The sequence below is a fragment of the Hyphobacterium sp. genome, assembly GCF_965217055.1.
In the GTDB taxonomy this organism is placed as follows: domain Bacteria; phylum Pseudomonadota; class Alphaproteobacteria; order Caulobacterales; family Maricaulaceae; genus Hyphobacterium.
The window spans coordinates 2,337,550-2,362,165 of record NZ_OZ244227.1; the positions used below are offsets into that span (position 1 = coordinate 2,337,550).

At 61.8% G+C, this 24,616-nt stretch carries 25 protein-coding genes and 1 tRNA gene; 15 read left to right on the forward strand and 11 right to left on the reverse strand.

Going from position 1 to position 24,616, the window contains the following annotated elements:
- The first annotated feature begins 52 nt into the window (after positions 1–52).
- Positions 53–1,333, forward strand: a complete 1,281-nt coding sequence (locus ACOOFN_RS11635; protein ID WP_420431652.1) for a NupC/NupG family nucleoside CNT transporter — start codon at positions 53–55, stop codon at positions 1,331–1,333.
- On the opposite strand, the gene ACOOFN_RS11640 is transcribed toward ACOOFN_RS11635, so the two are convergent.
- Complete coding sequence (locus ACOOFN_RS11640) at positions 1,330–2,052, reverse strand: DapH/DapD/GlmU-related protein (RefSeq protein ID WP_420431654.1); 723 nt, start codon at positions 2,050–2,052, stop codon at positions 1,330–1,332. The two genes, ACOOFN_RS11635 and ACOOFN_RS11640, sit on opposite strands and share 4 nt — an antisense overlap.
- Positions 2,053–2,080: 28 nt before the next feature.
- Here ACOOFN_RS11640 and ACOOFN_RS11645 point away from each other — a divergent pair, with 28 nt between their 5' ends.
- The 3 genes from ACOOFN_RS11645 (at position 2,081) to ACOOFN_RS11655 (ending at position 4,090) form a co-directional block, all read left to right on the forward strand.
- Entirely contained in the window at positions 2,081–2,326 is a 246-nt protein-coding gene (locus ACOOFN_RS11645) for a DUF3253 domain-containing protein (RefSeq protein ID WP_420431656.1), read from the forward strand.
- Complete coding sequence (locus ACOOFN_RS11650; protein WP_420431658.1) at positions 2,323–2,904, forward strand: uracil-DNA glycosylase family protein; 582 nt, start codon at positions 2,323–2,325, stop codon at positions 2,902–2,904. Before ACOOFN_RS11645 ends, ACOOFN_RS11650 begins: the two co-directional genes overlap by 4 nt.
- A gap of 115 nt (positions 2,905–3,019) precedes the next feature.
- On the forward strand, positions 3,020–4,090 hold the full coding sequence (locus ACOOFN_RS11655; protein WP_420431660.1) for a Leu/Phe/Val dehydrogenase: 1,071 nt from the start codon (positions 3,020–3,022) through the stop codon (positions 4,088–4,090).
- On the opposite strand, the gene ACOOFN_RS11660 is transcribed toward ACOOFN_RS11655, so the two are convergent.
- From ACOOFN_RS11660 to ACOOFN_RS11675, 4 genes are all read right to left on the reverse strand, one after another.
- The gene (locus ACOOFN_RS11660; RefSeq protein ID WP_420431662.1) at positions 4,087–5,118 is read right to left on the reverse strand and encodes an ABC transporter ATP-binding protein; all 1,032 of its coding nucleotides are present in this window, start codon (positions 5,116–5,118) and stop codon (positions 4,087–4,089) included. The two genes, ACOOFN_RS11655 and ACOOFN_RS11660, sit on opposite strands and share 4 nt — an antisense overlap.
- Entirely contained in the window at positions 5,115–6,722 is a 1,608-nt protein-coding gene (locus tag ACOOFN_RS11665; protein WP_420431664.1) for an ABC transporter permease, read from the reverse strand. Before ACOOFN_RS11665 ends, ACOOFN_RS11660 begins: the two co-directional genes overlap by 4 nt.
- Before the next feature lie 6 nt (positions 6,723–6,728).
- On the reverse strand, positions 6,729–7,748 hold the full coding sequence (locus ACOOFN_RS11670; protein ID WP_420431666.1) for an extracellular solute-binding protein: 1,020 nt from the start codon (positions 7,746–7,748) through the stop codon (positions 6,729–6,731).
- A 157-nt stretch (positions 7,749–7,905) separates the two neighbouring features.
- Positions 7,906–7,980, reverse strand: a tRNA-Val gene (locus ACOOFN_RS11675).
- Positions 7,981–8,233: 253 nt separating this feature from the next.
- On the opposite strand from ACOOFN_RS11675, the gene ACOOFN_RS11680 reads away from it, so the two are divergent.
- Positions 8,234–8,485, forward strand: a complete 252-nt coding sequence (locus tag ACOOFN_RS11680; RefSeq protein WP_420431668.1) for a phosphoglycolate phosphatase — start codon at positions 8,234–8,236, stop codon at positions 8,483–8,485.
- On the opposite strand, the gene ACOOFN_RS11685 is transcribed toward ACOOFN_RS11680, so the two are convergent.
- A complete protein-coding gene (locus tag ACOOFN_RS11685) occupies positions 8,482–9,162 on the reverse strand; it encodes an HAD-IA family hydrolase (protein ID WP_420431670.1) in 681 nt (226 codons plus the stop codon). The two genes, ACOOFN_RS11680 and ACOOFN_RS11685, sit on opposite strands and share 4 nt — an antisense overlap.
- Before the next feature lie 113 nt (positions 9,163–9,275).
- On the opposite strand from ACOOFN_RS11685, the gene glmU reads away from it, so the two are divergent.
- The 5 genes from glmU to ACOOFN_RS11710 are packed head-to-tail and all read left to right on the forward strand — an operon-like array spanning position 9,276 to position 15,583.
- Positions 9,276–10,619, forward strand: a complete 1,344-nt coding sequence (gene glmU, locus ACOOFN_RS11690; RefSeq protein ID WP_420431672.1) for a bifunctional UDP-N-acetylglucosamine diphosphorylase/glucosamine-1-phosphate N-acetyltransferase GlmU — start codon at positions 9,276–9,278, stop codon at positions 10,617–10,619.
- A 3-nt stretch (positions 10,620–10,622) separates the two neighbouring features.
- Positions 10,623–12,092 (forward strand): NAD-dependent succinate-semialdehyde dehydrogenase, encoded by a 1,470-nt coding sequence (locus ACOOFN_RS11695; RefSeq protein WP_420431674.1) that lies wholly within the window; start codon positions 10,623–10,625, stop codon positions 12,090–12,092.
- The gene (gene rpiA, locus ACOOFN_RS11700) at positions 12,089–12,790 is read left to right on the forward strand and encodes a ribose-5-phosphate isomerase RpiA (protein WP_420431676.1); all 702 of its coding nucleotides are present in this window, start codon (positions 12,089–12,091) and stop codon (positions 12,788–12,790) included. The genes ACOOFN_RS11695 and rpiA overlap by 4 nt, the downstream gene beginning before the upstream one ends.
- Positions 12,791–12,845: 55 nt before the next feature.
- The gene (gene gor, locus ACOOFN_RS11705) at positions 12,846–14,222 is read left to right on the forward strand and encodes a glutathione-disulfide reductase (RefSeq protein ID WP_420431678.1); all 1,377 of its coding nucleotides are present in this window, start codon (positions 12,846–12,848) and stop codon (positions 14,220–14,222) included.
- Positions 14,198–15,583 carry a class II 3-deoxy-7-phosphoheptulonate synthase gene (locus tag ACOOFN_RS11710; RefSeq protein ID WP_420431680.1) on the forward strand — a complete coding sequence of 462 codons (1,386 nt, stop codon included), beginning with the start codon at positions 14,198–14,200 and terminating at the stop codon, positions 15,581–15,583. Before gor ends, ACOOFN_RS11710 begins: the two co-directional genes overlap by 25 nt.
- Here the strand turns inward: ACOOFN_RS11710 and ACOOFN_RS11715 are convergent.
- Entirely contained in the window at positions 15,580–16,572 is a 993-nt protein-coding gene (locus ACOOFN_RS11715; protein WP_420431682.1) for a LysM peptidoglycan-binding domain-containing protein, read from the reverse strand. The two genes, ACOOFN_RS11710 and ACOOFN_RS11715, sit on opposite strands and share 4 nt — an antisense overlap.
- Positions 16,573–16,671: 99 nt before the next feature.
- Between ACOOFN_RS11715 and ACOOFN_RS11720 the strand changes: the two genes are divergently transcribed.
- Positions 16,672–17,217 (forward strand): TIGR00730 family Rossman fold protein, encoded by a 546-nt coding sequence (locus ACOOFN_RS11720; RefSeq protein WP_420431684.1) that lies wholly within the window; start codon positions 16,672–16,674, stop codon positions 17,215–17,217.
- Here ACOOFN_RS11720 and gltX read toward each other — a convergent pair.
- The 3 genes from gltX to ACOOFN_RS11735 form a co-directional block, all read right to left on the reverse strand.
- A complete protein-coding gene (gene gltX / locus ACOOFN_RS11725; protein WP_420431686.1) occupies positions 17,214–18,542 on the reverse strand; it encodes a glutamate--tRNA ligase in 1,329 nt (442 codons plus the stop codon). The genes ACOOFN_RS11720 and gltX overlap by 4 nt on opposite strands.
- 79 nt (positions 18,543–18,621) lie before the next feature.
- Positions 18,622–20,265: an NAD+ synthase gene (locus ACOOFN_RS11730; RefSeq protein ID WP_420431688.1), complete on the reverse strand. Its 1,644-nt coding sequence runs from the start codon at positions 20,263–20,265 to the stop codon at positions 18,622–18,624.
- 43 nt (positions 20,266–20,308) lie between these two features.
- Positions 20,309–21,232, reverse strand: coding sequence for a Gfo/Idh/MocA family protein (locus tag ACOOFN_RS11735; protein WP_420431690.1), 924 nt, complete (start codon positions 21,230–21,232; stop codon positions 20,309–20,311).
- A 139-nt stretch (positions 21,233–21,371) separates the two neighbouring features.
- Between ACOOFN_RS11735 and ACOOFN_RS11740 the strand changes: the two genes are divergently transcribed.
- From ACOOFN_RS11740 to ACOOFN_RS11750, 3 genes are read left to right on the forward strand one after another with little or no spacing between them, the layout of a single operon-like run.
- Positions 21,372–22,178, forward strand: a complete 807-nt coding sequence (locus ACOOFN_RS11740; RefSeq protein WP_420431692.1) for a hypothetical protein — start codon at positions 21,372–21,374, stop codon at positions 22,176–22,178.
- Positions 22,175–23,170, forward strand: a complete 996-nt coding sequence (locus ACOOFN_RS11745; protein WP_420431694.1) for an NADP-dependent oxidoreductase — start codon at positions 22,175–22,177, stop codon at positions 23,168–23,170. Before ACOOFN_RS11740 ends, ACOOFN_RS11745 begins: the two co-directional genes overlap by 4 nt.
- A complete protein-coding gene (locus ACOOFN_RS11750; RefSeq protein ID WP_420431696.1) occupies positions 23,167–23,937 on the forward strand; it encodes a hypothetical protein in 771 nt (256 codons plus the stop codon). The genes ACOOFN_RS11745 and ACOOFN_RS11750 overlap by 4 nt, the downstream gene beginning before the upstream one ends.
- Here the strand turns inward: ACOOFN_RS11750 and ACOOFN_RS11755 are convergent.
- The gene (locus ACOOFN_RS11755) at positions 23,934–24,122 is read right to left on the reverse strand and encodes a hypothetical protein (RefSeq protein WP_420431698.1); all 189 of its coding nucleotides are present in this window, start codon (positions 24,120–24,122) and stop codon (positions 23,934–23,936) included. The genes ACOOFN_RS11750 and ACOOFN_RS11755 overlap by 4 nt on opposite strands.
- A gap of 207 nt (positions 24,123–24,329) precedes the next feature.
- Here ACOOFN_RS11755 and ACOOFN_RS11760 point away from each other — a divergent pair, with 207 nt between their 5' ends.
- Positions 24,330–24,596 carry an HU family DNA-binding protein gene (locus ACOOFN_RS11760; protein WP_420431700.1) on the forward strand — a complete coding sequence of 89 codons (267 nt, stop codon included), beginning with the start codon at positions 24,330–24,332 and terminating at the stop codon, positions 24,594–24,596.
- Positions 24,597–24,616: the final 20 nt, after the last annotated feature.

Below are 24,616 nucleotides of genomic sequence, written 5' to 3' on the forward strand. Positions count from 1 at the left end.
CCGACAAGCCGGCGCCGCGATTAGGGTGCCGCACCAGCGCGACGGGGGATGCATGGAAGATCTGGGCTTGCAATTGCGCAGCTTTCTCGGACTGTTCGTTTTCATCGGCATGGCCTGGTTGCTGGGACCCCGGAAACGGCTCCCGATCGCCTTGATTGGCGGTGCGCTTGTCCTGCAATTCCTGATCGCGGTCGCGCTGTATTCATTTTCGCCGACCCGCGCCTTCCTGCAATCGCTGACCGGATTGGTCGAAGCGCTGCAAGCCGCCACCACGGAGGGGGCGAGCTTCGTGTTCGGCTATATCGGTGGAGGCACACCCCCCTTCATCGTTGATGAAGAAAACGCTGGCGGATTGTTTATCTTTGCCTTCCAGGCGCTGCCGATGGTGATCGTCCTGTCGGCGATCTCGGCCGTATTGTGGCGCTGGCGGATCCTCGAATTCGTTGTCCGCGGTTTTGCCTGGGCGTTTCGCAAGACGCTGAACCTGTCAGGCGCGGCCAGTCTCGGCGCCGCTGCCAATATCTTCCTCGGCATGACGGAATCGCCGGTCCTGATCCGGCCACGTCTGCCGCAGATCAGCCGCAGCGATCTGTTCCTGATCATGACGGTCGGCTTCTCGACCGTAGCGGGCTCGGTAATGGCGATCTATGTCGCGCAGCTCAGTTCGATCATCGATGGCGCAGCCGGCCACATCCTGACAGCCTCGCTGATCTCGATTCCGGCCGCTGTGCTTCTCGCCCGCCTGATGTATCCGCCGGACGCCGGCGCAACCGAAGACCGGTCGACCGAGAAAATCCCGACCACGATCTATCACTCGTCCATGGACGCCTTGACCACAGGTGTGACGGATGGCGTGCGGCTTTACATCAACATCATCGCCATGCTGCTGGTGTTCACGGCCATCGTCGCCCTGGTCAACATGATGCTCGGTCTGGCGCCGGACTTTGGCGGCGCACCGCTATCCGTCGAGCGCGTGCTGGGCTGGCTGTTCGCCCCGATCGTCTGGCTGGCCGGCATACCCTGGTCCGAGGCGACCAATGCCGGCTCGATCATGGGGCTGAAGACGGCGCTGAACGAGATCTATGCCTATGACCGGCTGGCGCAGATCGGCGACGAATTATCGCCGCGCACCAATCTGATCATGACCTACGCTGCCTGCGGCTTCGCCAATTTCTCCAGCGTCGGCATTTTGATGGGCGGCATGATCGCAATATCGCCAAGCCGGCGCGAGGACATATTGCAACTGGCACCGCGGGCGCTGATCTCGGGAACGCTTGCAACCTTGATGACGGGCGCTGTGATTGGCGCCTTGCCGCAGGGCCTGTTCGGCTAGTCGCCGCGACGTGGAAAAAAGCGGCTGCGTAACCAGCCCAGCGTCGAGTTTCCGGTCAATTCCTTGCGGTAGGCGTCGTCCATGAAACGCGAGATGCCGTCAATCTCACCGACCATGTCGAGCCGCGTACGCATCGGCCTGGCCGGGTCGAGCTGCTTGACATTTCGCGCGGGCGTGCCGGCGACGACGGCATAGGCCGGTACATCGCGCGTGACCACAGCGCGCGCGCCGATAACGGCGTGATCGCCGATCGTGACACCCTTGCCGATGAAAGCGCCGTCACCGACCCAGACATTGTCGCCTATTCGAACCGGCTTTCCTTCGGGTGCCGGATCGACGCGATCGTATAGCCCGTGCCAGTCGCTGTCGGTAACTGTACTGTTGGATGCAAAGAGGCAGGCATGTCCGATCTCGATCGAGCGGGTTGCCAGAATGCGGGTTCCGGGCGCGATAAAGACAGCATCGCCGATCGAGATCCGGCCCGCTTGGTCGGCCGGTGACCACACGGTGAGGCGGACTTTCGCGTCGCGCGTCGCCACGATGTTGAGCGTTGTGCCGGCCTCGATATGCGGTCCGAACAGCTCGATATGCCAAGGCTGGGTGAGCTTTGATGCGGGCCCGAGCCGGTCGAAATGCGGATGCAGGAAATGGCGGGCCCAGGCATTTTCGAAACGCTCCCAGAAGGCATGCATCCAGTACGGGCGGTGGTCTCTTCGCATTGTCATGTCCAGGCGCTAGGTTGGCGAAATGAATGATGACACAGTTGAAGCTGCCATATTGCGTCTTGCAGAGGCGAGAGGCGCGGGCAAGTCCATCTCTCCGAGCGAGGTTGCGCTCGCGCTCGATCCCGAGAATTGGCGAAGGCTGCTCGGAGCGGTGAAGCAGGCGGCCATGCGCCTGGCGATTGGGGGCAAGATCGAGATCCTGCGAAAAGGGAAAGCGGTCGATCCGAGCGATTTCAAAGGCGTCTATCGCATCGCAATCAAGGCATGATCACGCTCGACGATTTGCTGTCCGAAATTCGTGCCTGCCGCGCTTGCGAAGGCGAGATTCCCGAGCCGCGCCCGGTCGTTCAGGCGGCGCCGCAAGCAAAGGTCCGGATCGTCGGCCAGGCGCCCGGAACGCGGGTGCACGCATCCGGCCGCCCGTTCACCGACCCGTCGGGCGACCGGTTGCGCACCTGGCTCGGGATTGACGAGGGTCTCTTCTATGACCCGGACTTCCTGGCTATCACGCCAATGGGTTTCTGCTTCCCGGGACTTGATGCCAAGGGCGGGGACAAGCCGCCGCGCCCGCGCTGTGCACGGCTGTGGCAGGCGCATCTCGACGCCAAGCTGAAAGAGGTGGAGATGATCTTCCTGATCGGCGGTTATGCGCAGAAATTCTTTCTCGGAGATCGATACAAGGGAAGCGTGACGGAAACCGTTGCGGCGTGGCGGGAGTATGCGCCTCGAATCATCCCGCTTCCGCACCCTTCCTGGCGCAATAATGCATGGATCAAACGTCATCCCTGGTTCGAAAACGAGCTAATTCCGATGGTGCAGCGCAATATGAAATTGCTGCGCGATTAGCGGCGCGCCGACCTTGTCGACGCGGGCTGCAGGGGCTATCCCCACGCCGCCGCGCGCCACTCCCCGACATAAAGTCGCGCCGCTCCATTGGCATAGCCAGGAAACGGATTAATACATGAGTGTTTTTGAACACCCGTCCTTCGACAATCACGAGAAAGTTCTTTTCGCGACCGACGCAAAGACCGGCCTCAAGGCCATTATCGGTGTGCACTCGACCGCAAGGGGCCCGGCCTGCGGCGGTTGCCGGTTCTGGACCTATGACAGCTCGGCAGACGCGCTAGACGACGCGCTGCGGCTTTCGCAGGGCATGAGCTACAAGAACGTGATGGCCGACCTGCCCATTGGCGGTGGCAAGAGCGTGATCATGAAGCCGCAGGGGTCGTTCGACCGGGATGCGCTTTTCCAGGCATTCGGCCGCGCCGTGGATGCGCTGAATGGCAGCTACATCACGGCAGAGGATGTCGGTGTCAGCCCTGAGGACATGATGAGCGTCCACAAATCGACGCAGCACGTCACCGGGCTGCCGGAAGGCAAGGCGGCATCGGGCGATCCATCCCCTGTTACGGCTGAAGGCGTTTTTCGCGGGATCCGGGCTTGCGTGAAACGCGCCACAGGATCCGAGGACATGACCGGTATCCGCGTTGCGGTACAGGGCGCTGCCGGCCATGTCGGTACCTATCTGTGCGGTCATCTCGCGAAGGCCGGTGCCGAGATCATCGTCGCCGACATGAATGTCGAGGCGTTGGAAAAGCATGTGAAGGAATTCGGTGCCCGGATCGTCGACAAGGACGCGATCTATGACCAGGAAGCTGACGTGTTCGCGCCGTGTGCGCTTGGCTCGGTCATCAATCCGGACACGATCGATCGTTTAAAAGTGCGCATGGTTGCCGGTGCTGCCAACAACCAGCTGGCGACGCTGGAAATGGGTGCCGAGCTGCAGAAGCGCGGCATTCTCTATGCGCCGGATTACGTCATCAATGCCGGCGGCATCATCAATGTAACCGGCGAGATCCGTGGTGATTACGACCCGGAATGGGTGAAGCAGAAGCTGATCGGACTGGAAGCGACGCTGGGCGAGATTCTAGACCGGGCCGAGAGCGAAGGCCGTCCGTCCAATGTCGTGTCGGACGAGATGGCACGGGCGCGGATCGAGGAAGCGGCAGCTGCAAAGGCGAACGCGGCCTAGACCGGCAGAACCGAGACTTTAGCGGGATCAAGGGCGAGACGAATGGTCTCGCCCTTTTTCGTTGCAGCGGACATCGGCAGATCGCAGAGCCAGAACGACGCGTCGGGCGCCGCCACGGTGGCTTTCAACCGACCCTGTCGTACAACCAGACTTTCGACGCGGCAGGGAATGCCGTCGGCGAGGCATGTGATTGCCTCGGGCCGCACCAGTACGTGTACGACTGTCCCGTCTTTGACCTCCGGCGCCGGCAAAGGCCCGAAGGGTGAGGGGATTGCGTTGTGCTCGACCTTGGCCGGAAACGCGTTGAGGTCGCCCAGCAAGCGTGCGCAGGTGAGGGAGGCAGGCTGGAGGTAGACATCGACCGGCTTGCCGGTCTGGACGATCCGGCCCTTGTCCATCAACGCCAGTTCGTCGGCGGTTTCAAACGCCTCGTCGGCGTCGTGCGTGACCATCAGCGCGGCAGCGCCTGACTCCCGGATCGCGGTCATGGTTTGCTGGCGAAGCTCTGCCCGCAAACGGCGGTCGAGGCTCGAGAAAGGCTCGTCGAGCAGGATGATTTCCGGCTTCGGGGCGAGGGCGCGGACAAGCGCAACGCGCTGTTGCTCGCCGCCCGACAGCTCATGCGGATAGGATTGCTCGAGGTTGGCGATCTCGACCCGGTCCAGCAATTCCGTGATCCGGGCTTGCCGGTCAGAGGCAGGCCAGGCGCGGATGCCGAACCCGACATTGCCAGCAACGGTGAGATGCGGGAACAGGGCATAATCCTGGAATACGACGCCGACGCCGCGCCTTTGCGGCTGTTCGAACACACCGCCATCATCCCAGATCCGGCCGTCGCCGGTTATCGTGCCGGTATCCAGGCGTTCGAGTCCTGCGATTGCGCGCAGAAGGGTGGACTTTCCGGCGCCCGACGGCCCCAGCAGTGCCGTGACGCGACCGTTGATCAGCTCGAGATCGACGCCCCGGAGCACGTCCTGGCCGCCTAGCGCCTTGCGCGCGTCCCGTATTTCCAGGACAGGGGACGTCATCGCGGCGTGTCCCACGTCAATGTGCGGGCCGCGAGGATCATGGCCGGAATGCAGGCCAGCACAATCACAAGAGAGGGCAGCGCCGCCTGTCCGAGCCGCTCATCTGCGGCATAATTATACGCGACCACCGCCAGGGTGTCGGTGTTGAACGGGCGCAGGATCATGGTGGCGGGCAATTCCTTCATCACCTCGACAAATACCATCAGCGCAGCGATTCCGATGCCTCCGAATATCAGCGGCCAGTGCACTTCGCGCATGATCCGGCGGCGCCCGGCGCCCAGTGTTTCCGCGGCGTCGTCGAGGCTCGGGCCGACCCGCATCAAAGCAGATTCACTGGGCGCTATTGCGACCGCAGCAAACCGCGAGAGATAAGCGAAGATGAGGGCACCGGCAGACGCGGACAGCAGGATCGGAAACTGTCCACCCCAAACCGTGTCGAGCGCCTGCTGGAGGCCGGCAAAGAGCACCAGCGCGCCGACCGCGGCGACCGCGCCGGGCGCGGCATAGCCGAGACTGGCGAGGCGCGCGCTCAAGCGTCCAAATGCCGAGCCGCTTCGAATGGCATAGGCTGCTCCGAGCCCGAGGGCGGCTGCGATGGCCGCGGTGATGGCGGCAAGACCAAGCGAATTGCCAAGCGCAGCGAAAACGCCCCGGGCGACTGGTTCGGTCAGTGCAAGATAAAGCAATCGCCCGAGCGGCATCAGCAGACCGAATGCGATCGGCAATGCACAGACCATAAAGGCCAAGGCTGATGGCCAATGCGTGAGTGTATGCCGGACCGCTCGGGCAGCGCGCCCGGTGGCCTGGCCGAAACGTGCACGCGACCGGTTTTGGCGCTCCAACGCAAATGCAAGATAGGCAAAGAAGGCAAGCAAGACCGCCAGCCGGGCAGCATCGGCGACCGATCCGGCGCCCGCCCAGGCGCGAACCACACCGACGGTCAGCGTCGGGGCGCCGAGATGCGCGACCGCACCGAAATCGGCAATCGATTCCATGGCGACAAGAGCCAGACCTGCCATGACCGCGGGACGCACCAGAGGCAGGGTGACGCGATGCAAGACCTGCCAGCGGGTCGCGCCAAGTGTCTGTGCGGCCTGCTGCAGCGCGGGCGGCTGATCGGCAAAGGCCTGCCGCGCGATCAGGTAGACATAGGGGTAGAGCACGACCGCGAAGACAAATCCGGCGCCGAGCGGTCCACGCACGACCGGCATGATGTCGGTCAACCAGACCAGGCCAGCTTCGCGCAATGGCGTTTGCATCGGGCCCGACGCCTGGGTCAGGTCAAGCCAGCCATAGGCGGCGACATAGGCCGGAACCGCGAGCGGAAGGGCAAGCGCCCATTCGAAAAACCGACGGCCGGTGAATTCGAGCCGAGCCACCATCCAGCCAGCGGTCACGCCGATCATTCCGGCCAGCGCCATCGCCGTGACCGTGACGATCAAAGTGTTTCCGACATAGCCCGCCAGCCGGGTGGTGGCGAGATGGACCAGGTAGTCGCTCCACGGAGCTGTCAAAGCGAGCCAGGCGACCGCGAGAATCGGTCCTGCTGCGACCAGCGCAGCGAGACCGCCGAACAGTGCGGGGCCGGGCCTGGCGCCGGTCATTCCGGCCTAGGGCCAGCCGACGCGGTCGAAGATCCGGCGCGCCGTTTCGGCGTTTTCGCCGAGCTCGGACATGTTCAGCGGGTCGGCTGGGAAGCCGATCAACGCGCGCACCGACTCATTGTCGAATTCGGCGCCCGAAACGGCAGGAAACTCGTAGGTCAGATCGGCATAGGCGCGCTGACCGGTTTCACTCAGCAGAAAGCGGATGAAGGCTTCGGCATTGCCCGGATTGGGTGCGTTGGCCGCAATCCCGGCTCCGGAAATATTGACATGGGTACCTGTTTCGCCGGCCGGGAATACGAGGCCGATGCCGTCGGCTAGCTCCACATCCGCAGCATCGTCAGAATTGACCAGACGCAAGTAGTAATAGTGATTGACCACGGCGATATCGCATTCGCCGGCGCCGATCGCGCGCAACTGGTCAGTATCGCCGCCCTGCGGCGCGCGCGCGAAATTCGCGACCATGCTGCGCGCCCAGGCTTCGGCGGCCTGCTCGCCATGGTTCGCGATGATCGCGGCGAGCAGCGACTGGTTGTAGGCATTGTCCGACGAGCGGATACAGATCCGGCCGTGCCAGCGCGGATCGGCGAGGTCGAGATAGCCGTTGATTTCATCCGGATCGACGGTATCGCGATCATAGGCGATGACACGCGTACGCAGCGAGAAACCAACCCAGTAGCCATCCGGATCGATGAAGTTGTCCGGGACGCCGGCGGCAATGTCGGAATAGTCGACCCGGGCAAACAGGCCGGCTTCCTCGGCGCGGTGCAGACGCGATGCATCAACCGTGATCACGACGTCAGCCGGGCTGCGGTCGCCATCGGCCCGGATCCGTTCAATCAGCAGGTCGCCACCGGCTTCGATGACGTTGACCTCGATGCCTGTCTCCTCGGTGAAGCGCTGATAGATGAAATTGTCCGAATCATAGTGTCGCGCGGAATAGATAGTGACGCTCTCCTCGCTGGCAGACGGGCTGCACGCTGCGGCGGCGAGCGTGATGATCGCGGCGGAAATCTTGCGGTGCATGGAGTGCTCCTTGTTTCTGAGCTCTCACTTACATTTTTGCGAATGTTTCGCAAGTAGCGCATGTGCAAAGTGCGTCCGTATGCCGCTGGCAGCCCTCCGCCATTGCAGCTCCAAGGAGACGAAATCAGTGGTTTTTGGAAGGAATTTCAAGGAGGAATGGTGGGCGATGCTGGGATTGAACCAGCGACCCCTGCCGTGTGAAGGCAGTGCTCTCCCGCTGAGCTAATCGCCCATTCCAGAGCCGCGGCGTATAGATTCTAATGACAATGATCGTCAAGCGTGTCGCGCAACCGGGTGGCGCGAACCTAAATTTTCGAAAATTTTTTTCGCCGACGGCTTGACGCAGCGAACGGGACTCGTCATAGAGCCCGCCAGCCTGTTAGCAGGTGTAGAGGAAGTTCGGTCGTTTTTGGACCGTTTTCCGACTTTCCTAGAGGGGAGCGCACGTAACCCAGGCGGATGAACCGCCGGTTCGGAGTATCGCTATGAGCAATGACCTCTGCACGCCGGAAGGCGCGCGTCGACTGAAGCAACGGATCGAAGCCTATTGGGCTGACCGAGGCTATGATGTGAATATTGAACTTGTTGATGCCGGTTTCATGCCGGCCATGCGGTCCGCACGGACCGATGTCCGCTCGAACATGGTCAATGGCATGCCGCGCCGTCAGAGCGCCGCAAATGATTCGGCTCCGAGCCGGACAGCCAATGATCGCCTGCCGGAGCTGCGCTCGGCCTAAGATCGGCCCTGCCAGAGCTCTGCCAGCGTATCGGGCAAGCTTCCGAATTCATCGAGAACCGCATCAGCGCCCAGAGCGTGATGCGGTATCTCGCTGTATCCGTGAGACAGGATTACGCAAGGCACGCCGGCGGCTTTCGCGCATGCCGCGTCCGTAATGCTGTCGCCGATCAGGGCCAGGTTTGGCCCGGCATCGCCGACTGCACTCCAGAAATGTGCGGCATCCGGCTTTTTCGCCTGTGTGCGCTCGGGTCCGATGATCCGCTCGAACCGGGCTGTCATCCCCAGAGCTTCGAGCAGGGCATCCGCCAGCTCACTCGGCTTGTTGGTGCAGACCGACAGGCGGGCACCCCGGGCCGCCAGCTTATCAAGCATGGCAAAACAACCGGAAAAGGGCCGGCTTAGGTCCGCGATCCCATTCCTGTAGACGTCAATAAAGCGCGCGACCTTGGCATCCACGCGCCCGGGTTCGAGATGGCGCTGCTGTGCTGCATAGGCGCGCTCGATCAGCACTCTCGCGCCGCGGCCAACCATGATACGGACATCGCTCACCGCGACCTCGCCCAAGCCGTCCTCATTGACGACGACATTCAGGGCACGCACCAGATCCGGGGCGGTATCGACGAGGGTTCCGTCGAGATCGAATGCGATGCCCGCGCCTGCGAAACAGTCCGACATCAAAGCTGATCTCCCAACCTGCAGAATCGCCTAAAAGAGCGGTCGCATCCTAGCTGGGGATGGTCTATAGCGCGGTGTCTCAATTGCAATGCGTATCCTGTCAGGAGCCGTTGATGACCCAGCCCCGCGCCGCCGTGATCCTTGCTGCTGGCCTCGGCACCCGGATGAAGTCCGAGCATCCCAAATGCATGCACAAGGTTGGCGGCCGGCCGATGCTGGAATGGTCAATCGACCTGGCGCGAAAGGTAGGCGCGGAAAAGGTCGTCACCGTCTACGGCAAGAAATCACCGCAGATCGGGGAACTCGGCAGGCAGAACGAAACGCTGACTGCGTTGCAGGACCCGCCGATGGGAACCGGACATGCTGTACAGGCGGCCGAACCGGCGCTTAGCGGTTTCAACGGGAACGCCGTCGTACTGTTCGGCGATACGCCCCTGATCACGCCGGCAACCGTCGAAAAAGTGTTCGCTGCGCTGGAGGCCGGCGCATCGGTAGCGGTGCTGGGCTTCACGCCGGACGATCCGGCGGCCTATGGCCGGCTGGTCGTGAAGGACGGCGTGCTCGACCGGATCGTCGAGTTCAAGGACGCGACCGCCGAAGAGCGCGCCATCGGGTTCGTGAATTCGGGCGTATTGGCGGCTCCTGCATCTCTGCTGTTCGAATTGCTGGGCGAGGTCACCAACGAAAACGCCAACGGCGAATACTATCTGACCGATGTTGTCGGGTTGGCCCGCGCCCGCGGATTGAAGGCGGTCGCGGTTGAAGGCGATGCCGACGAGGTGCTGGGCGTGAACTCACGCGGCGACCTGGCGGCAGCGGAAGCCAGCTGGCAAAGCCGGCGCCGCGGTGAACTGATGCGCGATGGCGTCACCATGACGGCGCCCGCGACGGTATTTCTGTCGCATGACACGGTGATCGAGCAGGACGTCATTCTCGAGCCGAATATCGTGTTCGGGCCGGGGGTCAGGGTGGAGTCCGGTGCGCATATCCATGCTTTTTCCCATCTCGAAGGCTGTATCGTGCATGGCGGTGCGAGTATCGGGCCTTACGCCAGGCTTCGGCCGGGTGCGGACATCGGCGCGGGTGCCCGGATCGGCAATTTCGTCGAGGTCAAGAAATCGGTGTTCGGCGAGGGCGCCAAGGCCAACCATCTGGCTTATGTCGGCGACGCGACCGTGGGCGCGGGCGCCAATATCGGCGCCGGAACGATCACCTGTAACTATGATGGATTCGGCAAGCACCAGACCCATATAGGGGATGGTGCATTCATCGGTTCCAATTCCTCACTCGTGGCGCCGGTGAGGATCGGCAATGGCGCTTACACCGGATCGGGTGGCGTGGTGACCGAAGATGTGCCCGACGATGCGCTGGCCCTGGGGCGGGTCAAACAGGTGAACAAGGACGGCTGGGCGGCGCGCTTTCGCGCGGCGATGAAGAAACGCAGATCGGAGAAATGAGACATGGATTTGTCCAACCGGTTGAACGACCCGGCCCTTTTCAAGACGCAATCATATATCAACGGCGAATGGGTCGGCGGCGACGCCAGTTTCGCCGTCGACAACCCGGCCAACCGGCAGACGCTCGCCGAGGTTTCCGATGTCGGGGAAGCCGGCGCAAAAGCGGCTGTTACGGCTGCGGCTGAAGGTTTCCGTGTGTGGCGAAAGACATCGCCGTTCGAGCGCACACGTGTATTGCTGAAATGGCTGGAGTTGATCCAGGAGCATACGGATGACCTGGCGACCCTGATCACCGCTGAAATGGGCAAGCCCTGGCGCGAAGCCAAGGGCGAGATCGCCTATGGCGCCGGCTTTGTCGAATGGTCGGCGCATGAGGCCGCACGAATCCACGGCGAGACGCTGCCCGTACCGGCGCCCGGCGCACGCGGCTGGACGATCCGGCAGCCTGTCGGGGTGGTTTCCTGCATCACGCCATGGAATTTTCCGGCCGCGATGATCACGCGGAAAGCTGCCCCGGCGCTCGCGGCAGGGTGCTCGCTGGTGATCAAGCCGGCCCCGGAAACGCCGCTGACAGCGCTGGCGCTAGCCGAACTGGCGGACCGGGCAGGTTTTCCCAAAGGCACGTTCAACGTGATTTGCGGCGATGCTGCGAAACTCGGCCCGGTCATGACCGGATCGCCGGACGTGCGGATGATCGGATTCACCGGCTCGACCGAGGTCGGCAAATTGCTGATGCGGCAGGCCGCCGATGGCATCAAGCGCGTGGCTCTCGAGCTTGGCGGAAATGCGCCCTTCATCGTGATGGATGACGCCGATCTGGATGCCGCTGCGACCGGTGTGGCACAGGCGAAATTCCGCTCCGGCGGGCAGACCTGCGTGTCGCCCAACCGGATCATTGTCCAGGACAGTGTGGCAGACGCCTTTATTGAGCGGCTGGAAGCCAAGATATCCGCGGTCAAGGCGGGTGACGGTTTCGACACGGAGAGTGATATCGGACCGCTTATCCATGACGAGGCCGTCGAGCGCGTCGATGCACTCGTCAAGCAAGCGGTGTCCGGCGGCGCGCGAATTGTCGTTGGTGGGCAGCCGCTGGCCGACGAGCTGGGCGGGTCATTCTATGCGCCGACGCTGATCGATGGCGGCTCATTCGACCTGGAGATCGCGCGTAGTGAAATTTTCGGACCGGTCGCCTCTGTGTATCGGGCCAAGGACGAGGAGCAGATTCTCGGGCTCGCCAACGACACGCCTTACGGTCTCGCGGCTTATCTCTACACGCGCGATATGGGACGGGTGCACCGGATGTCGGAAGGGCTGGATTACGGCATGATCGGCGTCAATGCGCCGATGGTCGGCTCGGCCTCGACTCCCTTCGGCGGGGTCAAGGAATCCGGCATTGGCCGCGAAGGCGGCAAGTGGGGAGTCGAGGAGTTTACCGAGCTCAAATACGTATTGCTGGCCGGAGTGAATTCATGAGTACGGCCCAACAGAAGGCCAATGCCGCGGCTGCCGCGCTGGACTATGTCAGTGACGGCATGACAGTCGGGCTCGGATCAGGATCGACCGCTGAAGTGTTTGTGTCGAAACTCGGCGAACAGGTTCGCGACGGGCTCAACATTGTCGGCATTCCGACCTCTGAACAGACTGCGAAACTTGCTGAAGAGGCGGGCATCACGCTGAAAGAGATCGACCATGTCGATCGCGTCCACGTGACGGTCGACGGGGCCGATGAGGTGGATGGCCGGTTTCAGCTGGTGAAGGGCGGCGGCGGGTGTCTGCTGCGCGAGAAGATCATTGCGCATGCGTCAGATCTCATGGTTGTCATCGTCGATGAAACCAAGCTGAAAGCGCAATTGGGCGACTTTCCGCTGCCGGTTGAAGTCGACCCCTTTGCGTTCACCATCACCGCGAAGAAAATATATGATGCGTTGCGCGCGAGCGGCATTCCGCACGCAGATGTAAATCTGCGCCGACGCGGCGACGGGCTGGAACCGTTTCTCACGGATGGCGGCCACTACATTCTCGATTGCAGCTGCGAGGCGATTCCCGATGCCGCGGGCCTGGCCGACCGGTTACTGCACATCCCCGGCGTCATCGATCACGGACTGTTCATCGGGCTCGCCCGCGTGGTGATTGTCGGCGAGGACCGCGGTGCGCGGGTGATGGAATTGTAGGCGGTGCGACCGCCTACCTTCGACCCAGAACAGTATTTGCAAGGGAGCCGATCGATTGGCTGATTTTGATTATGATCTTTTCGTTATCGGCGCCGGCTCGGGCGGCGTTCGCGCAGCCCGGATGTCGGCCTTGCGCGGCGCGCGCGTGGCCATCGCGGAGGAGTATCGGGTCGGCGGCACCTGCGTGATCCGCGGCTGTGTGCCGAAGAAATTCCTCGTCTATGCCGCGGCCTACGGCAAGGCGTTCAAGGAAGCTGAAGGGTATGGGTGGACGGTTGGCGAAGCGCGCCATGACTGGTCGACGCTTTGCGAAAACCTTCATGCCGAGGTCGACCGGCTGTCGGGCATCTATTGGAAAAACCTCTCCAATTCCGGTGTCGAAATCTACCAGGATCGCGCCGAACTGGTCGACAAGCACACCATCAAGCTGGTCAAGGAAAACCGCACGATCACGGCCAAATACATTCTGATTGCGGTCGGCGGAAAGCCGGCACAGCTCGGGATTGAGGGTGAAGAGCTGGCGATATCTTCGAATGAGGTTTTCCATCTCAAGGACCGTCCGGCCCATGTTGTGATCCAGGGCGGTGGCTATATCGCTTGCGAGTTCGCACAGGTGTTTGCCGGCCTTGGCTCGAAAGTGTGCCAGATCTATCGCGGCGACACGGTGCTGCGCGGCTTTGACGATGACGTTCGCGCGCATGTCCACGAGGAATTGAAACGCTCTGGCGTCCGGGTCATGACGCACGCCAATATCACGCGCATCTCGAAACTCGACGATGGCCGCCGTAGGGTCGAAACCGACACCGGCGAGGACATCGAGGCGGATGTCGTGATCCAGGCTGTCGGCCGGATCGCCCATACCGACGGCCTGGGGCTTGAAGCGGCTGGCGTCGAAACAGGCAGGAATGGCGCGGTGGCGGTCGATCCGTACTCGAAAACGAATATCGACAATATCTATGCGGTGGGCGATGTGACGGACCGCATCAACCTGACGCCGGTGGCGATCCGCGAAGGCGCTGCATTCGCGTCAACCGTATTCGGCGACGAACCGATGGCATTTGATCACGCTGATGTGGCGAGTGCTGTCTTCACCCAGCCGCCCGTGGGAACGGTCGGTCTGACCGAACACGAGGCACGCCAGAAATTCGGCAAGGTCGATATCTACAAGGCGACATTCAAGCCGATGAAGAACAGCCTGTCCGGGTCGGAAAGCCGCATGTTGGTCAAACTGGTTGTACGCCAGGATGACCAGCGCGTGGTCGGCGTTCACATGGCGGGTGACGACAGCCCGGAAATCATCCAGGCGGTCGGAATCGCTGTGAAAGCCGGTTTGACCAAGCCACAGTTCGATGCAACCTGCGCAGTCCACCCCACTGTTGCGGAAGAATTGGTGACGTTGAAAGAAAAATGGACACCGCCGGAGATCTCCTGAACTGGACGCCAGCTTCCTGGCGTGACCGGCCTGCTGCGCAGCTGCCGGACTATCCTGACGCCGATGAATTGGTGCGGGTCGAGGGCGATCTTGCGGCCAAACCGCCGCTCGTGTTTGCCGGCGAGGCGCGGCGTTTGCGGCGGCAGCTTGCCGACGTTGCTGCTGGCAAGGCATTTCTGCTGCAGGGCGGGGATTGTGCCGAGAGCTTCAAGGAATTTTCGGCCGACAATGTTCGCGACACATTCCGCGTCATCCTGCAGATGGCGGTTATCCTGACGTTTGCGGCTGCCAAGCCGGTTGTGAAAGTCGGCCGCATCGCGGGCCAGTTTACCAAGCCGCGCTCGAAAGCCACCGAAACCATAGATGGACTTGAGTTGCCGAGCTATCGCGGCGACAGCGTCAACGACATGGCGTTCGAGAATGCGGCGCGGCAGCCCGACCCGCAGCGCCTGATCCGCGCCTATGAGCAATCTGCGGCGACGATCAATCTGCTGCGGGCCTTTGCCTCGGGCGGCTATGCCGATCTCGGCAATGTGCATCAGTGGACGCTGGAATTCGTGAAGGATTCGCCGGCCAGCGATAGGTATGCCGAACTGGCCAACCGCATTTCCGAGGCTCTGGCCTTCATGCGCGCCTGCGGCGTCACGGGCGATGCCGCGCGCAGTCTGGAAGGCGTTGATTTCTACACCAGTCACGAAGCCCTGCACCTGCCTTTCGAGGAAGCGCTGACGCGTCGCGATTCCACCGGTGATGCCTGGCTGGCGACATCGGCCCACATGCTGTGGATTGGCGAGCGGACCCGGCAGCCCGATGGGGCGCATGTCGAATTCATGCGCGGCATTATGAATCCGATTGGCGTCAAGTGTGGCCCGACAATGCAGGCAGACGATTTGTTCGAACTGCTGGACCGGCTGAATCCCGACAATGAGGCGGGCCGCATCGTGTTGATCACGCGCATGGGTGCCGAAAAGGTTGTTGACCAGCTGCCAGCACTGGTGCGCGCGGTCGAAGAGGCCGGCCGTTCAGTGGTGTGGTCTTGCGATCCGATGCACGGCAATACCGTGAAAACCGACAGCGGTTACAAGACCCGTGATTTCGACCGTGTGCTGGCCGAACTCGAAGGCTTCATGGCGGCTGTGTCAGGCGAAGGCGGGTATCCCGGCGGTGTTCATTTCGAGATGACCGGCCAAGACGTCACGGAGTGCGTTGGCGGCGCCAAGCCGCTGACCGAGGCCGATTTGTCGAGCCGCTATCACACGCATTGCGATCCGCGGCTCAATGCTGACCAGGCGCTCGACATGGCGTTTCGGATCGCTGAAGCGTTGTCAGCAGCCCGCGACGGGCGGGCGCACGCGGCCTAGCCGTCGTCGGACATGTCCTCGGGCTGATCGCCTTGGCTGGGCGTTGAAAATACCTGGCCCGGATAGATCAGGTCGGGATCGCGGATCTGGTCGCGGTTGGCCTGGTAGATCACCGTATAGCGCATGCCTTCGCCGTATAGGCGGCGGGCAATTCGCCAGAGGCTGTTTCCGGGTTGCACAATGACCCGGCCTTCGCCGAGCTGGATCTCTTCCGGCGCCATGCGTTCGAACGGCAGGGCAATCACGGCTTCGACCTGGCCATCAACCGACAACATGTCGATCTGCAGGTCATAAACGCCGGGTGCCAGCGATTCGGCGGCGCGCAGCGACCAGCGACCATTCATGTCCGTCGCGGTCTGACCCACGATGGCGCCATTGGCGAAGACCCGCACGCGGCTGCCGGGCGTGGCGCGTCCGGCAAAAATGACTGCGCCGGAATCATCATAATCGACGGTTTCCAGCGAGAGCGGTCCCATGGAGACGCCCGACATCGGTCCCTGGCGCACCTCGCTGGGCTCGCCAGGCTGTGTGATCACAACCAGAGGAATCTCGTCGCGCGAGGGCGGAATAGATACCAGAACACTCTGTTCGGACACGATCACGTCACTCGTCTCGCTTTCCATTTCGAGTGTCAGCTCGAGCGCGCCTACCGGCAGCGGTGTCTCATCGGTTATGATCACAACCCATTCGCCACCGGTATCGATCGGCGTTTCGGCGATGCTCTCGCCATTACCCAGAATGCGAAGTTCCCAGCCAGGCATGCCCCTGCCGGCAATGACGGCCGTTCCGGCCGGATCAATCCTGACGATATCAAACGAAGGGGGCGGTGTGGCCGGCAGGATGTCGGTCTGTTCCGCTTCCGCGGATTGCGCGTTTTCCGCATCAGGTTCGATCGCGGCGGGGGTGCGCGTCAGGACGAAAACAGCAGCAGCGCCGATAGCCAGGGCGCCAAGTATGGCGGCGAGAATGAGGGACCGCATGGCGGTCATGCCGAACTCCTTTTTTGTCGGTGTATCACGGTCATCGACGGTCGCAAGCTAAGCAATCCCGCCTTAGGATCAAATTCTAGTTCAATTAGGCAGGTAGAAATGGCGAAAGTGCGGTCAATCGGTGTTTTTTGCGGTTCGGCAGAAGGTCGGAACCCGGTTTACGGCGAGGCGGCGAATGCCGCCGGGAGGGCAATTGCGAACGCAGGTGCCCGTCTGGTCTATGGCGGCGGCGATGTCGGGCTGATGGCTCGCGCCGCGCAGGCGGCTCTCGATGCCAAGGGGCCGGTCCTTGGCGTGATTCCGGAATTCATGATTCGGCGCGAAGGCTTACTGGAAGCCGCCGAGACCCGGGTTGTCACCACAATGTCGATCCGCAAGAATATCTTGATCGAGGAAAGCGACGCTTTTCTCATCCTGCCCGGAGGCGTGGGAACGCTCGAGGAAATATTCGACGTGCTGTCTCGCCAGCGGTTGGACCAGCATGACAAGCCGGTGGCCTTCCTCAATGTCGAGGATTTCTGGGACCCATTCTTCAAGCTGCTCCATCGCACTGAAGAAGAAGGATTTACGCCAGATGGCTTCCACGATCATGTGAGCCTGCACGATGATCCCGAGGCAGCCGTCGAACGCTTGATGCGCGGCTAGCCTTGCAGGCGGCGTAGGACGCGCTCGCGGCCGATCAACGGCAACAATTCCGACATGTCCGGACCGTGGCGCTGGCCGGTGAGAGCGAGGCGTAATGGCAGGAAGAGATCCTTGCCCTTGCGTCCGGTCTCGGCTTTCAGCGTGGCGGTCCATTCGCCCCAGCTGGCGGAAGTCAGCTCACCTTGCGGCAGATGCGCCGCGGCTTGCTTTGCGTAATCGGCATCCTCGATCACAGGATCGACCGGGCCGGCGATGAGCCGGTGCCAGTCTGTGGCGTCAGTCAGTTTTTCGAGATTGGGCTGGATAGCGTGCCAGAAGGCTTCGCCATCATCGGCGCCCAAGGCCGCCAGGCGATCCTTCACAGCCGCATAGTCAAGCTGATGCAATACGCCGGCATTGACGCGCTGCAGCTCGGCCGGGTCGAAACGCGCCGGCGCGCGCGAGAATTTCCCGAACGAGAAGCTGTCAACGAGTTGCTGAAGGTCGGTGACCGGTTCGATCGGATCGGACGTGCCAAGTTTTGCCAGAAGCGAAAGAATGGCGAGCGGCTCGATGCCTTCTTCCCGCAGATCCGAGATCGCGAGCGTGCCGAGGCGTTTGGACAGCTTGCCGCCATCTGCACCGACGAGCAGCGCCTTGTGACCGAATTCCGGTGCCTTGCCGCCGAGCGCCTCGAAGATCTCGATCTGGGCGCCGGAATTGGTGACATGGTCCTCGCCGCGAATGATGGTCGTGATGCCGGCGTCGATATCGTCGACCACGCTGGGCAAGGTGTAGAGATAGGAACCATCCTCGCGGATCAGAATCGGGTCGGACAGCGAGGCCGTGTCGATCGTCGTCTCGCCGCGGACGAGGTCTGTCCAGGTCACCGGATTGCCGGACAGTTTGAAGCGCCAGTGCGGCTTGCGGCCTTCGGCTTCGTAGGCGGCCTTTTGTGCTTCGGTCAGATCGAGTGCGGCGCGGTCATAGACCGGCGGCTTTCCCTGGGCACGTTGGATCTTGCGTTTACGGTCGAGCTCGTCGCCGGTTTCATAAGCCGGATAAAGCAGACCCATCTCTTTGAGCCTGGCCGCGGCGGCATCGTATTTGTCGAAGCGGTCCGACTGGTTGAAGCTTTCGTCCCAGCCCAGACCGAGCCACTGCAGATCCGCGCGGATGCCGTCCTCGAACGCCTTGGTCGAACGTTCCAGATCGGTGTCGTCAATGCGAAGCAGAAAAATGCCGCCGGTCTGGCGCGCATGCAGCACATTGGTCAGCGCGGTGCGAATATTGCCGACATGCAGTTTGCCGGTCGGGCTCGGGGCGAAACGGACTTTGGTGGTCATGGGATCGGGCCTGCTGGAATGCGAGCGCGCGGCTTACCGCCGATGCGGGTTTCCGGCAAGGGGAAGCGGCGGTTGGAAGCTACTTCACCGAACGAAACTTGTTGGTGATCGGATAGCGTCGGTCGCGGCCGAAATTCTTGCGCCCGATCTTGACCCCCGGCGGGGCCTGGCGGCGTTTGTACTCGGCGCGATAGAGCATGTTCTCGATGCGCGCGATCAGTTTCGGATCGTGGCCCTGCGCGGCGATCTCTGCGGGGCCGTGTTCGTTCTCAACGAGGCCGGTGAGGATTTCGTCGAGCACGTCATAATCGGGCAATGAATCCTGATCGGTTTGGTCGGGCTTCAACTCCGCGGACGGGGTCTTGGTGATGATCCGCTCCGGAATCACGGCGCCGGCCGGAGCCAGACCCGGGGCCGAATTCTGTTCATTGCGCCAGCGTGCCAGGCGGTAGGCGTCGGTCTTGTAGACGTCCTTGAGCGCATTGTAGCCACCGTTCATGTCGCCATAGAGAGTGGCGTATCCTACCGCCATTTCCGACTTGTTGCCGGTCGACAAAACCATCTGGCCGAACTTGTTCGACAGCGCCATAAGCACAACGCCGCGCATGCGTGACTGGATGTTTTCCTCGGTCGTGTCGGCGTCGCGCCCCTTGAAGGCGTCAGCTAGGATATCGCCCATGGCCGCGATCGCGGGTTCGACATCGATGATGTCGTATCTCACGCCAAGCGCCTCGGCGCAGGCCTTGGCGTCCTCGAAGCTGTGATCGGATGTGTATTTCGATGGCATCATGACAGCCCAGACGCGGTCCGGGCCGAGAGCGTCTGCAGCGATTGCCGCGGAGATCGCCGAATCGATGCCTCCGGACATGCCGAGCACGACGCCGGGGAAGCCGTTCTTGTTCACGTAATCGCCGAGGGCGAGGCACATGGCGTTCCAGTCGGCCTCGAGACCCGTGAAGATTGGCGCTTTGGCCTCGCTCGTGCCGGTCCAGCCTGCAGCGGTCTTTTCCCAGTCGGAATAGGCCAGCGCTTCTTCGAAGCCGGGCAGGCGCTGGACTTCCAACCCGTCCGGATTCCAGGCGAAGGACGCGCCGTCGAAGACCAGCTCGTCCTGACCGCCAACCTGGTTGACGAAGACCAGGGGGACGTTGATGTCGCGCCATTTGGCGAAAGCACCCGTCCGCTCGGCCTCGATGGAGCGACGCCAGGGCGAGCCATTGATCGAGATGAAGAAGTCGGCACCGGCGGCAGCCAGTGCACGAGGCGCGGCCTCCAGCCAGATATCCTCGCAAATGGGCAGGCCGAGTTTCAGACCGCGCCAGTCCACCGGTTGCGGAACGGGACCGGCGGCAAATACGCGTTTCTCGTCAAACACGGCGTAATTCGGCAGATCGTGCTTGAAACGTATCGCTTCGATTCCGTCATCAATCAGCACGACGCCATTGTAGGTGCAGGATTCCTCGCGCCATGGCGTCCCGATCAGGATTGGAATCCCGTCCTCGCCTGCCAGGGTCTCAATGGCCTCCATGCAGGCCGTGACGGCGGCCGGTTTGAGCACCAGATCCTCAGGCGGATAGCCGAGGATGAAGAGTTCGGGAAAGACGATGAGATCGGCGCCGTTTGCCTTCGCCTCGATGCGGGCCTGACGCGCCCGGTCGAGATTTCCGGCAATGTCGCCGACGATCGGATTGAGCTGGGCGGAGGCGATACGCAGCTTTGTCATGCGCGCGATCTAGACCTGCCCGAGAGCCGGTTCAAGCCGGAAGTCAGAGCCCGGCGGCACGATCGATGTCGCGTGCCGCTGCCAGTGCGGCAAGGCCCGCTTCTGCGGGGACTGCTACGGGCGTGCCGTCAAGCGCCGATTCGATGAAGGCATTGACGTTTGCACCGAGCGAATCCTTCGCTTTTGGATCCTCTGCAAAATCCGGGTTCAGATCATAGCCGGTCTGATTGACGAAGGTCTTGGCGACGAAATCGACTTCCAGGAATCCGGACGCGTATTCGATGCGCATGACCCGGTCGAGCGATTCTGCGGCGCGGCTGGATTCGAGATGAGCCTCGAAGCCGTCCCTGAAAACGAGCCGAGCTTCGGCGGCGTCAGGCGTGTCCGTATATATTTGCCGCGCCCTCGCTTCGAGATCGATCATATCCGATTGAGCCAGCGCCATGACGAGGTCGAGATCGTGGATCATCAGATCGACCGTGACCGAGACATCGAGATTTCGTGTCGAGCGCAAGCCCATGCGACGCGCATCGATCCGGCGGGGGGCAGCGTCAATATCGAAAACGCCCATGGCATTGAAGACGAATCGCTCCTGGTGGCCGACCTGCAGTACAAGGTCATTGGCGTGGGCGATTTCCACCAGCTCCCGGCCGAGCGCGGCAGTGTCAGCCAGCGGCTTTTCTACAAGCACATGCCGACCGGCGGTCAGTGCGGTCTTCACTGCCTCATAATGCGCGATCGCCGGGCTCGCGACCGTGACCGCATCGCACGCCTCGATCAGCGCGGGCAGATCGGTAAAGGCCTGGCAACCGAGATCGCTGGCGAGTTTTCCCGCGCGCTCGGGATGAACGTCATAAACGCCCACCAGTTCGGCGCGCTTCGAACCGTCATATTTGCGCGCGTGATGGCCTCCGAAAACGCCGGATCCAATCACACCCGCCCTTAATTGTGTGTCGTTCAGTCCCATGGCCGGTGAGTAGCAGGGCCAACCTTACCAACAAGGAAAGCCTGCAGTGGTCGGCTTCAAGTTTTGTTGCCGAGTTTGAAGTGTTTGAGACTTGTGGGAATCCGCGACGCCATTAACTTGTCCGCAAGGGAGGGCCGGGATGAACGAGACGCGGGATCCGCAGGATGCACGCCCGACGCGGGCCGATGTCGACGACATTGCGGATGCATCGCTTGGCGTTGATACACGCATTTTCCGGACGCTTTGGGACACGCTGGCGTTTACCCCGCGGGTTGTCGAAGCCGCCTATCGTGGCGATCGCGAGACCTATGTCCCCATCATCCGCCTATTTCTCGTATTGTTCGGCCTGCAATTCGCCATCATTGCGCTGCTGGACCTGCCCGTCGGCCTGAACCTCGAGGCGATGGAGACGAATGAGCCATCGCGGCAGGCCGTGATCTTGTGGGTCGAGGAGGCAGGGGCGACGCGTGAGGCCGTCGATGAGACGCTGACAAATGCCTCGAGCTTGTCCGTGGCAGTCATCAGCTTTCTGAGCACGCTGCCTTTCCTGCTGATGCTCAAGCTCTACAAGTGGAAGCGTTCGATATTCGGGCACGCGCTGGCGTATCTGGCGGCGACCAATGCTGCCTATATCGTGATCCTGCCTTTGATGTTGCTAGGCGCGATCGGCCCTCTGCAAACGTTTTTCTGGTCGGCTTTCACGCTGTCGATGATCACCTATTACGTCGCCACGGCCCGAATCCTCTACCGCTTCTATTCGCAGAACGTATTTGTCGTCGCTCTCCAAACCCTTGGCCTGTTGGTCATGCTGCCGATCACATTCCTGATTATGGGAATCGCCCTGCTGTTCATCGCCGACTGGGCGTTGCAGGCTGCTCATGACATGTCGATCTGGCGGCTGATGATGCTGACCGGCCATTCTGGTACTGAAGGACCTGCCTCATGAAATCTCGTGAAATCCACCTGACCGCCTATCCAAAGGGCGAGCCGACTTCCAGTAATTTTGAACTCGCAGAAGCCGACATCGCGGAGCCGGGAGATGGTGAAGTCCGCGTGGTCAACAAGTGGCTGTCGGTCGATCCCTACATGCGGGGGCGGATGAGCGGGATGCGGACCTATATCGATCCGTTCAAGCTCGGCGCACCGATGGAAGGCGGCGCTGTGGGCCAGGTCGAAAGCTCAAACCACAAGGACTTTACCGAGGGTGACTGGGTGATGTCGATGCATGGGTGGCGCGAGGCCTATGTGACTCCGGGCGAGGGGCTTCAGAAGCTCGACACGTCGCACATCCCGCCGGAAGACTTTCTCGGAATTGCCGGTCTGACGGGGATGACGGCCTATGTCGGTCTGAAGCGCTGCATCGATCTGAAAGCCGACGAGACAGTGTGGATTTCTGCTGGCGCCGGCGCAGTCGGATCGGCCGCGATTCAATTCGCCAAGGCGATGGGCGCCAAAGTGGTCGCGACCGCCGGCGGATCGGACAAGGTGGCGTACTGCAAATCGATCGGTGCCGATGCGGCGGTCGATTACAAGTCCGCAGATAATCTGGCCAAGGCCGTGAAAGACGCAATTGGCGGTGGCGTCGACGGCTATTTCGAGAATGTCGGCGGCACGCACTGGACGGCGGCGCTCGAAGTCCTGAAGCCAAAGGGCCGGATTGCCGCGTGCGGCATGATCCAGCGATATAATGATGCCGGTGCCCAGCCGCTGCCGGACAATCTGACGAACATCGTCGCGAAATCCTTGAGGATCCAGGGCTTCATCGTTTCCGATCATTTCGACATGCTGCCCGATTTCATCTCTGATCTCGGCCAGTGGATGGCGGCCGGCAAGGTGACTGCCCGCAATACCGTGAAGGAAGGCATCGAGAACATGCCGAACGCTTTCCTCGGCCTGTTCACAGGTGAAAACACCGGCAAGATGCTGGTGAAGCTGTGAGCGGGTCCGGTTCGGAGCCGGGTGGAAGCCCGGACCCGATCCGGGACAAGGACCCGGCCGACATTCAGCGCGCGACCGAGGAAGTCCTCGGTTTCAATTTCCGCTCGCTGAAGACATTGAAGGACCTGACGATCCGGCCGGCGATCGTGTTTGCGGCCTATTCCAAGCGCGACACGGTTACCTATACGCCGGCTTTGAGACTGTGGCTTGGCATTCTGGGTATCCAGATCGGCTTGTCCTTCCTGTGGGGCGGGTATGCCGACATCATGCGCCGGCAGACCTCGCAATTGCCACCCGAGCAAATCGCGCAGATTGAAAATGCATTCGGGGTTCCGTTTGACGTCTATATCGACACGGTCGCCGAAGCGTCCGCCGTGCTGCATGCACCCATGGTGGGATTTGCGACCGCGATCATCGCGCTGATCCCCGGACTCGTGGGGAGAAACCTTAGCTGGCCGGCCCGGCTCAACATCACGTTCGGAATCCTGTCAGTCGGATCGATCATAGGCATCGCGCTGATGCCGGTTGCCGCGAACGTGGTGAATGGCAGCTACTATTCCATGCCGGTGCTGCTGGCGATCTATTTCGCGATCCATTTCCGGGGGACGCCGGGTATCGGGATCACCCAGCTCTGGTCGCGCGTCTGGCGCGGCGCGGTGTTTTCGATTGCAACGCTGTTTTTCGTTCTGGTGGGCGGGGTCCTGATGTCGCTTGCCAGCATCGCCTGGTTCATTTTCCAGCTACAGACCGGCGCGTTGACCGGCTAGCGCCGGGCGATGAGGCCGAGCACATAGCCGCCGGCAATGGCGCCGGAGAGCTCCGGCCAAAGCCCGCCGATTCCGACCGCCTTGACGAGCGCGAATCCGGCAATGGCAGCCAGAATCGGGGCGGGAATCAGCCGAATCAGCCGTAGCGCACGTGCGGTGTTGAAAGGTGGTTCATCTCGGGTCATGGCCATTTTGAGCGCGCAATTGCCGTGCCGGGCTGCAAAAAACCCGGGAAAATCGCCAAAATTCCTTGCTGCACAAGCTAAATCCCGCGTTTTGCCCTTGCCTTGACCGGCTTCCGGGTCCTCAATTGGGGCGTCAACAGTTCTGTTGCGTGCCATGGGATCAAACCCGGGCGCAATACACCAACTCAATTTTGGGGGAGACCCGCAATGAACAAATCTGATCTCGCCAAAGCCGTCGCCGACTCTACAGGCATGTCGAAGGCTCAGGCCGGTGAAGCGGTGGATGCCACGATCGAATCGATCGTGTCAGCCGTGAAAGGCAAGGACAACGTCCAGCTCGCCGGTTTCGGCACCTTCTACGCCAAGCACCGTGAGGCGCGCCAGGTTCGCAATCCGCGGACCGGCGAGACAATGATGTCGAAGGCCAAGACCTCCGCGGCATTCCGCCCGGCGGCGAGCCTGAAAGACATCTAGGTCTTTTCGGAATTCCGATT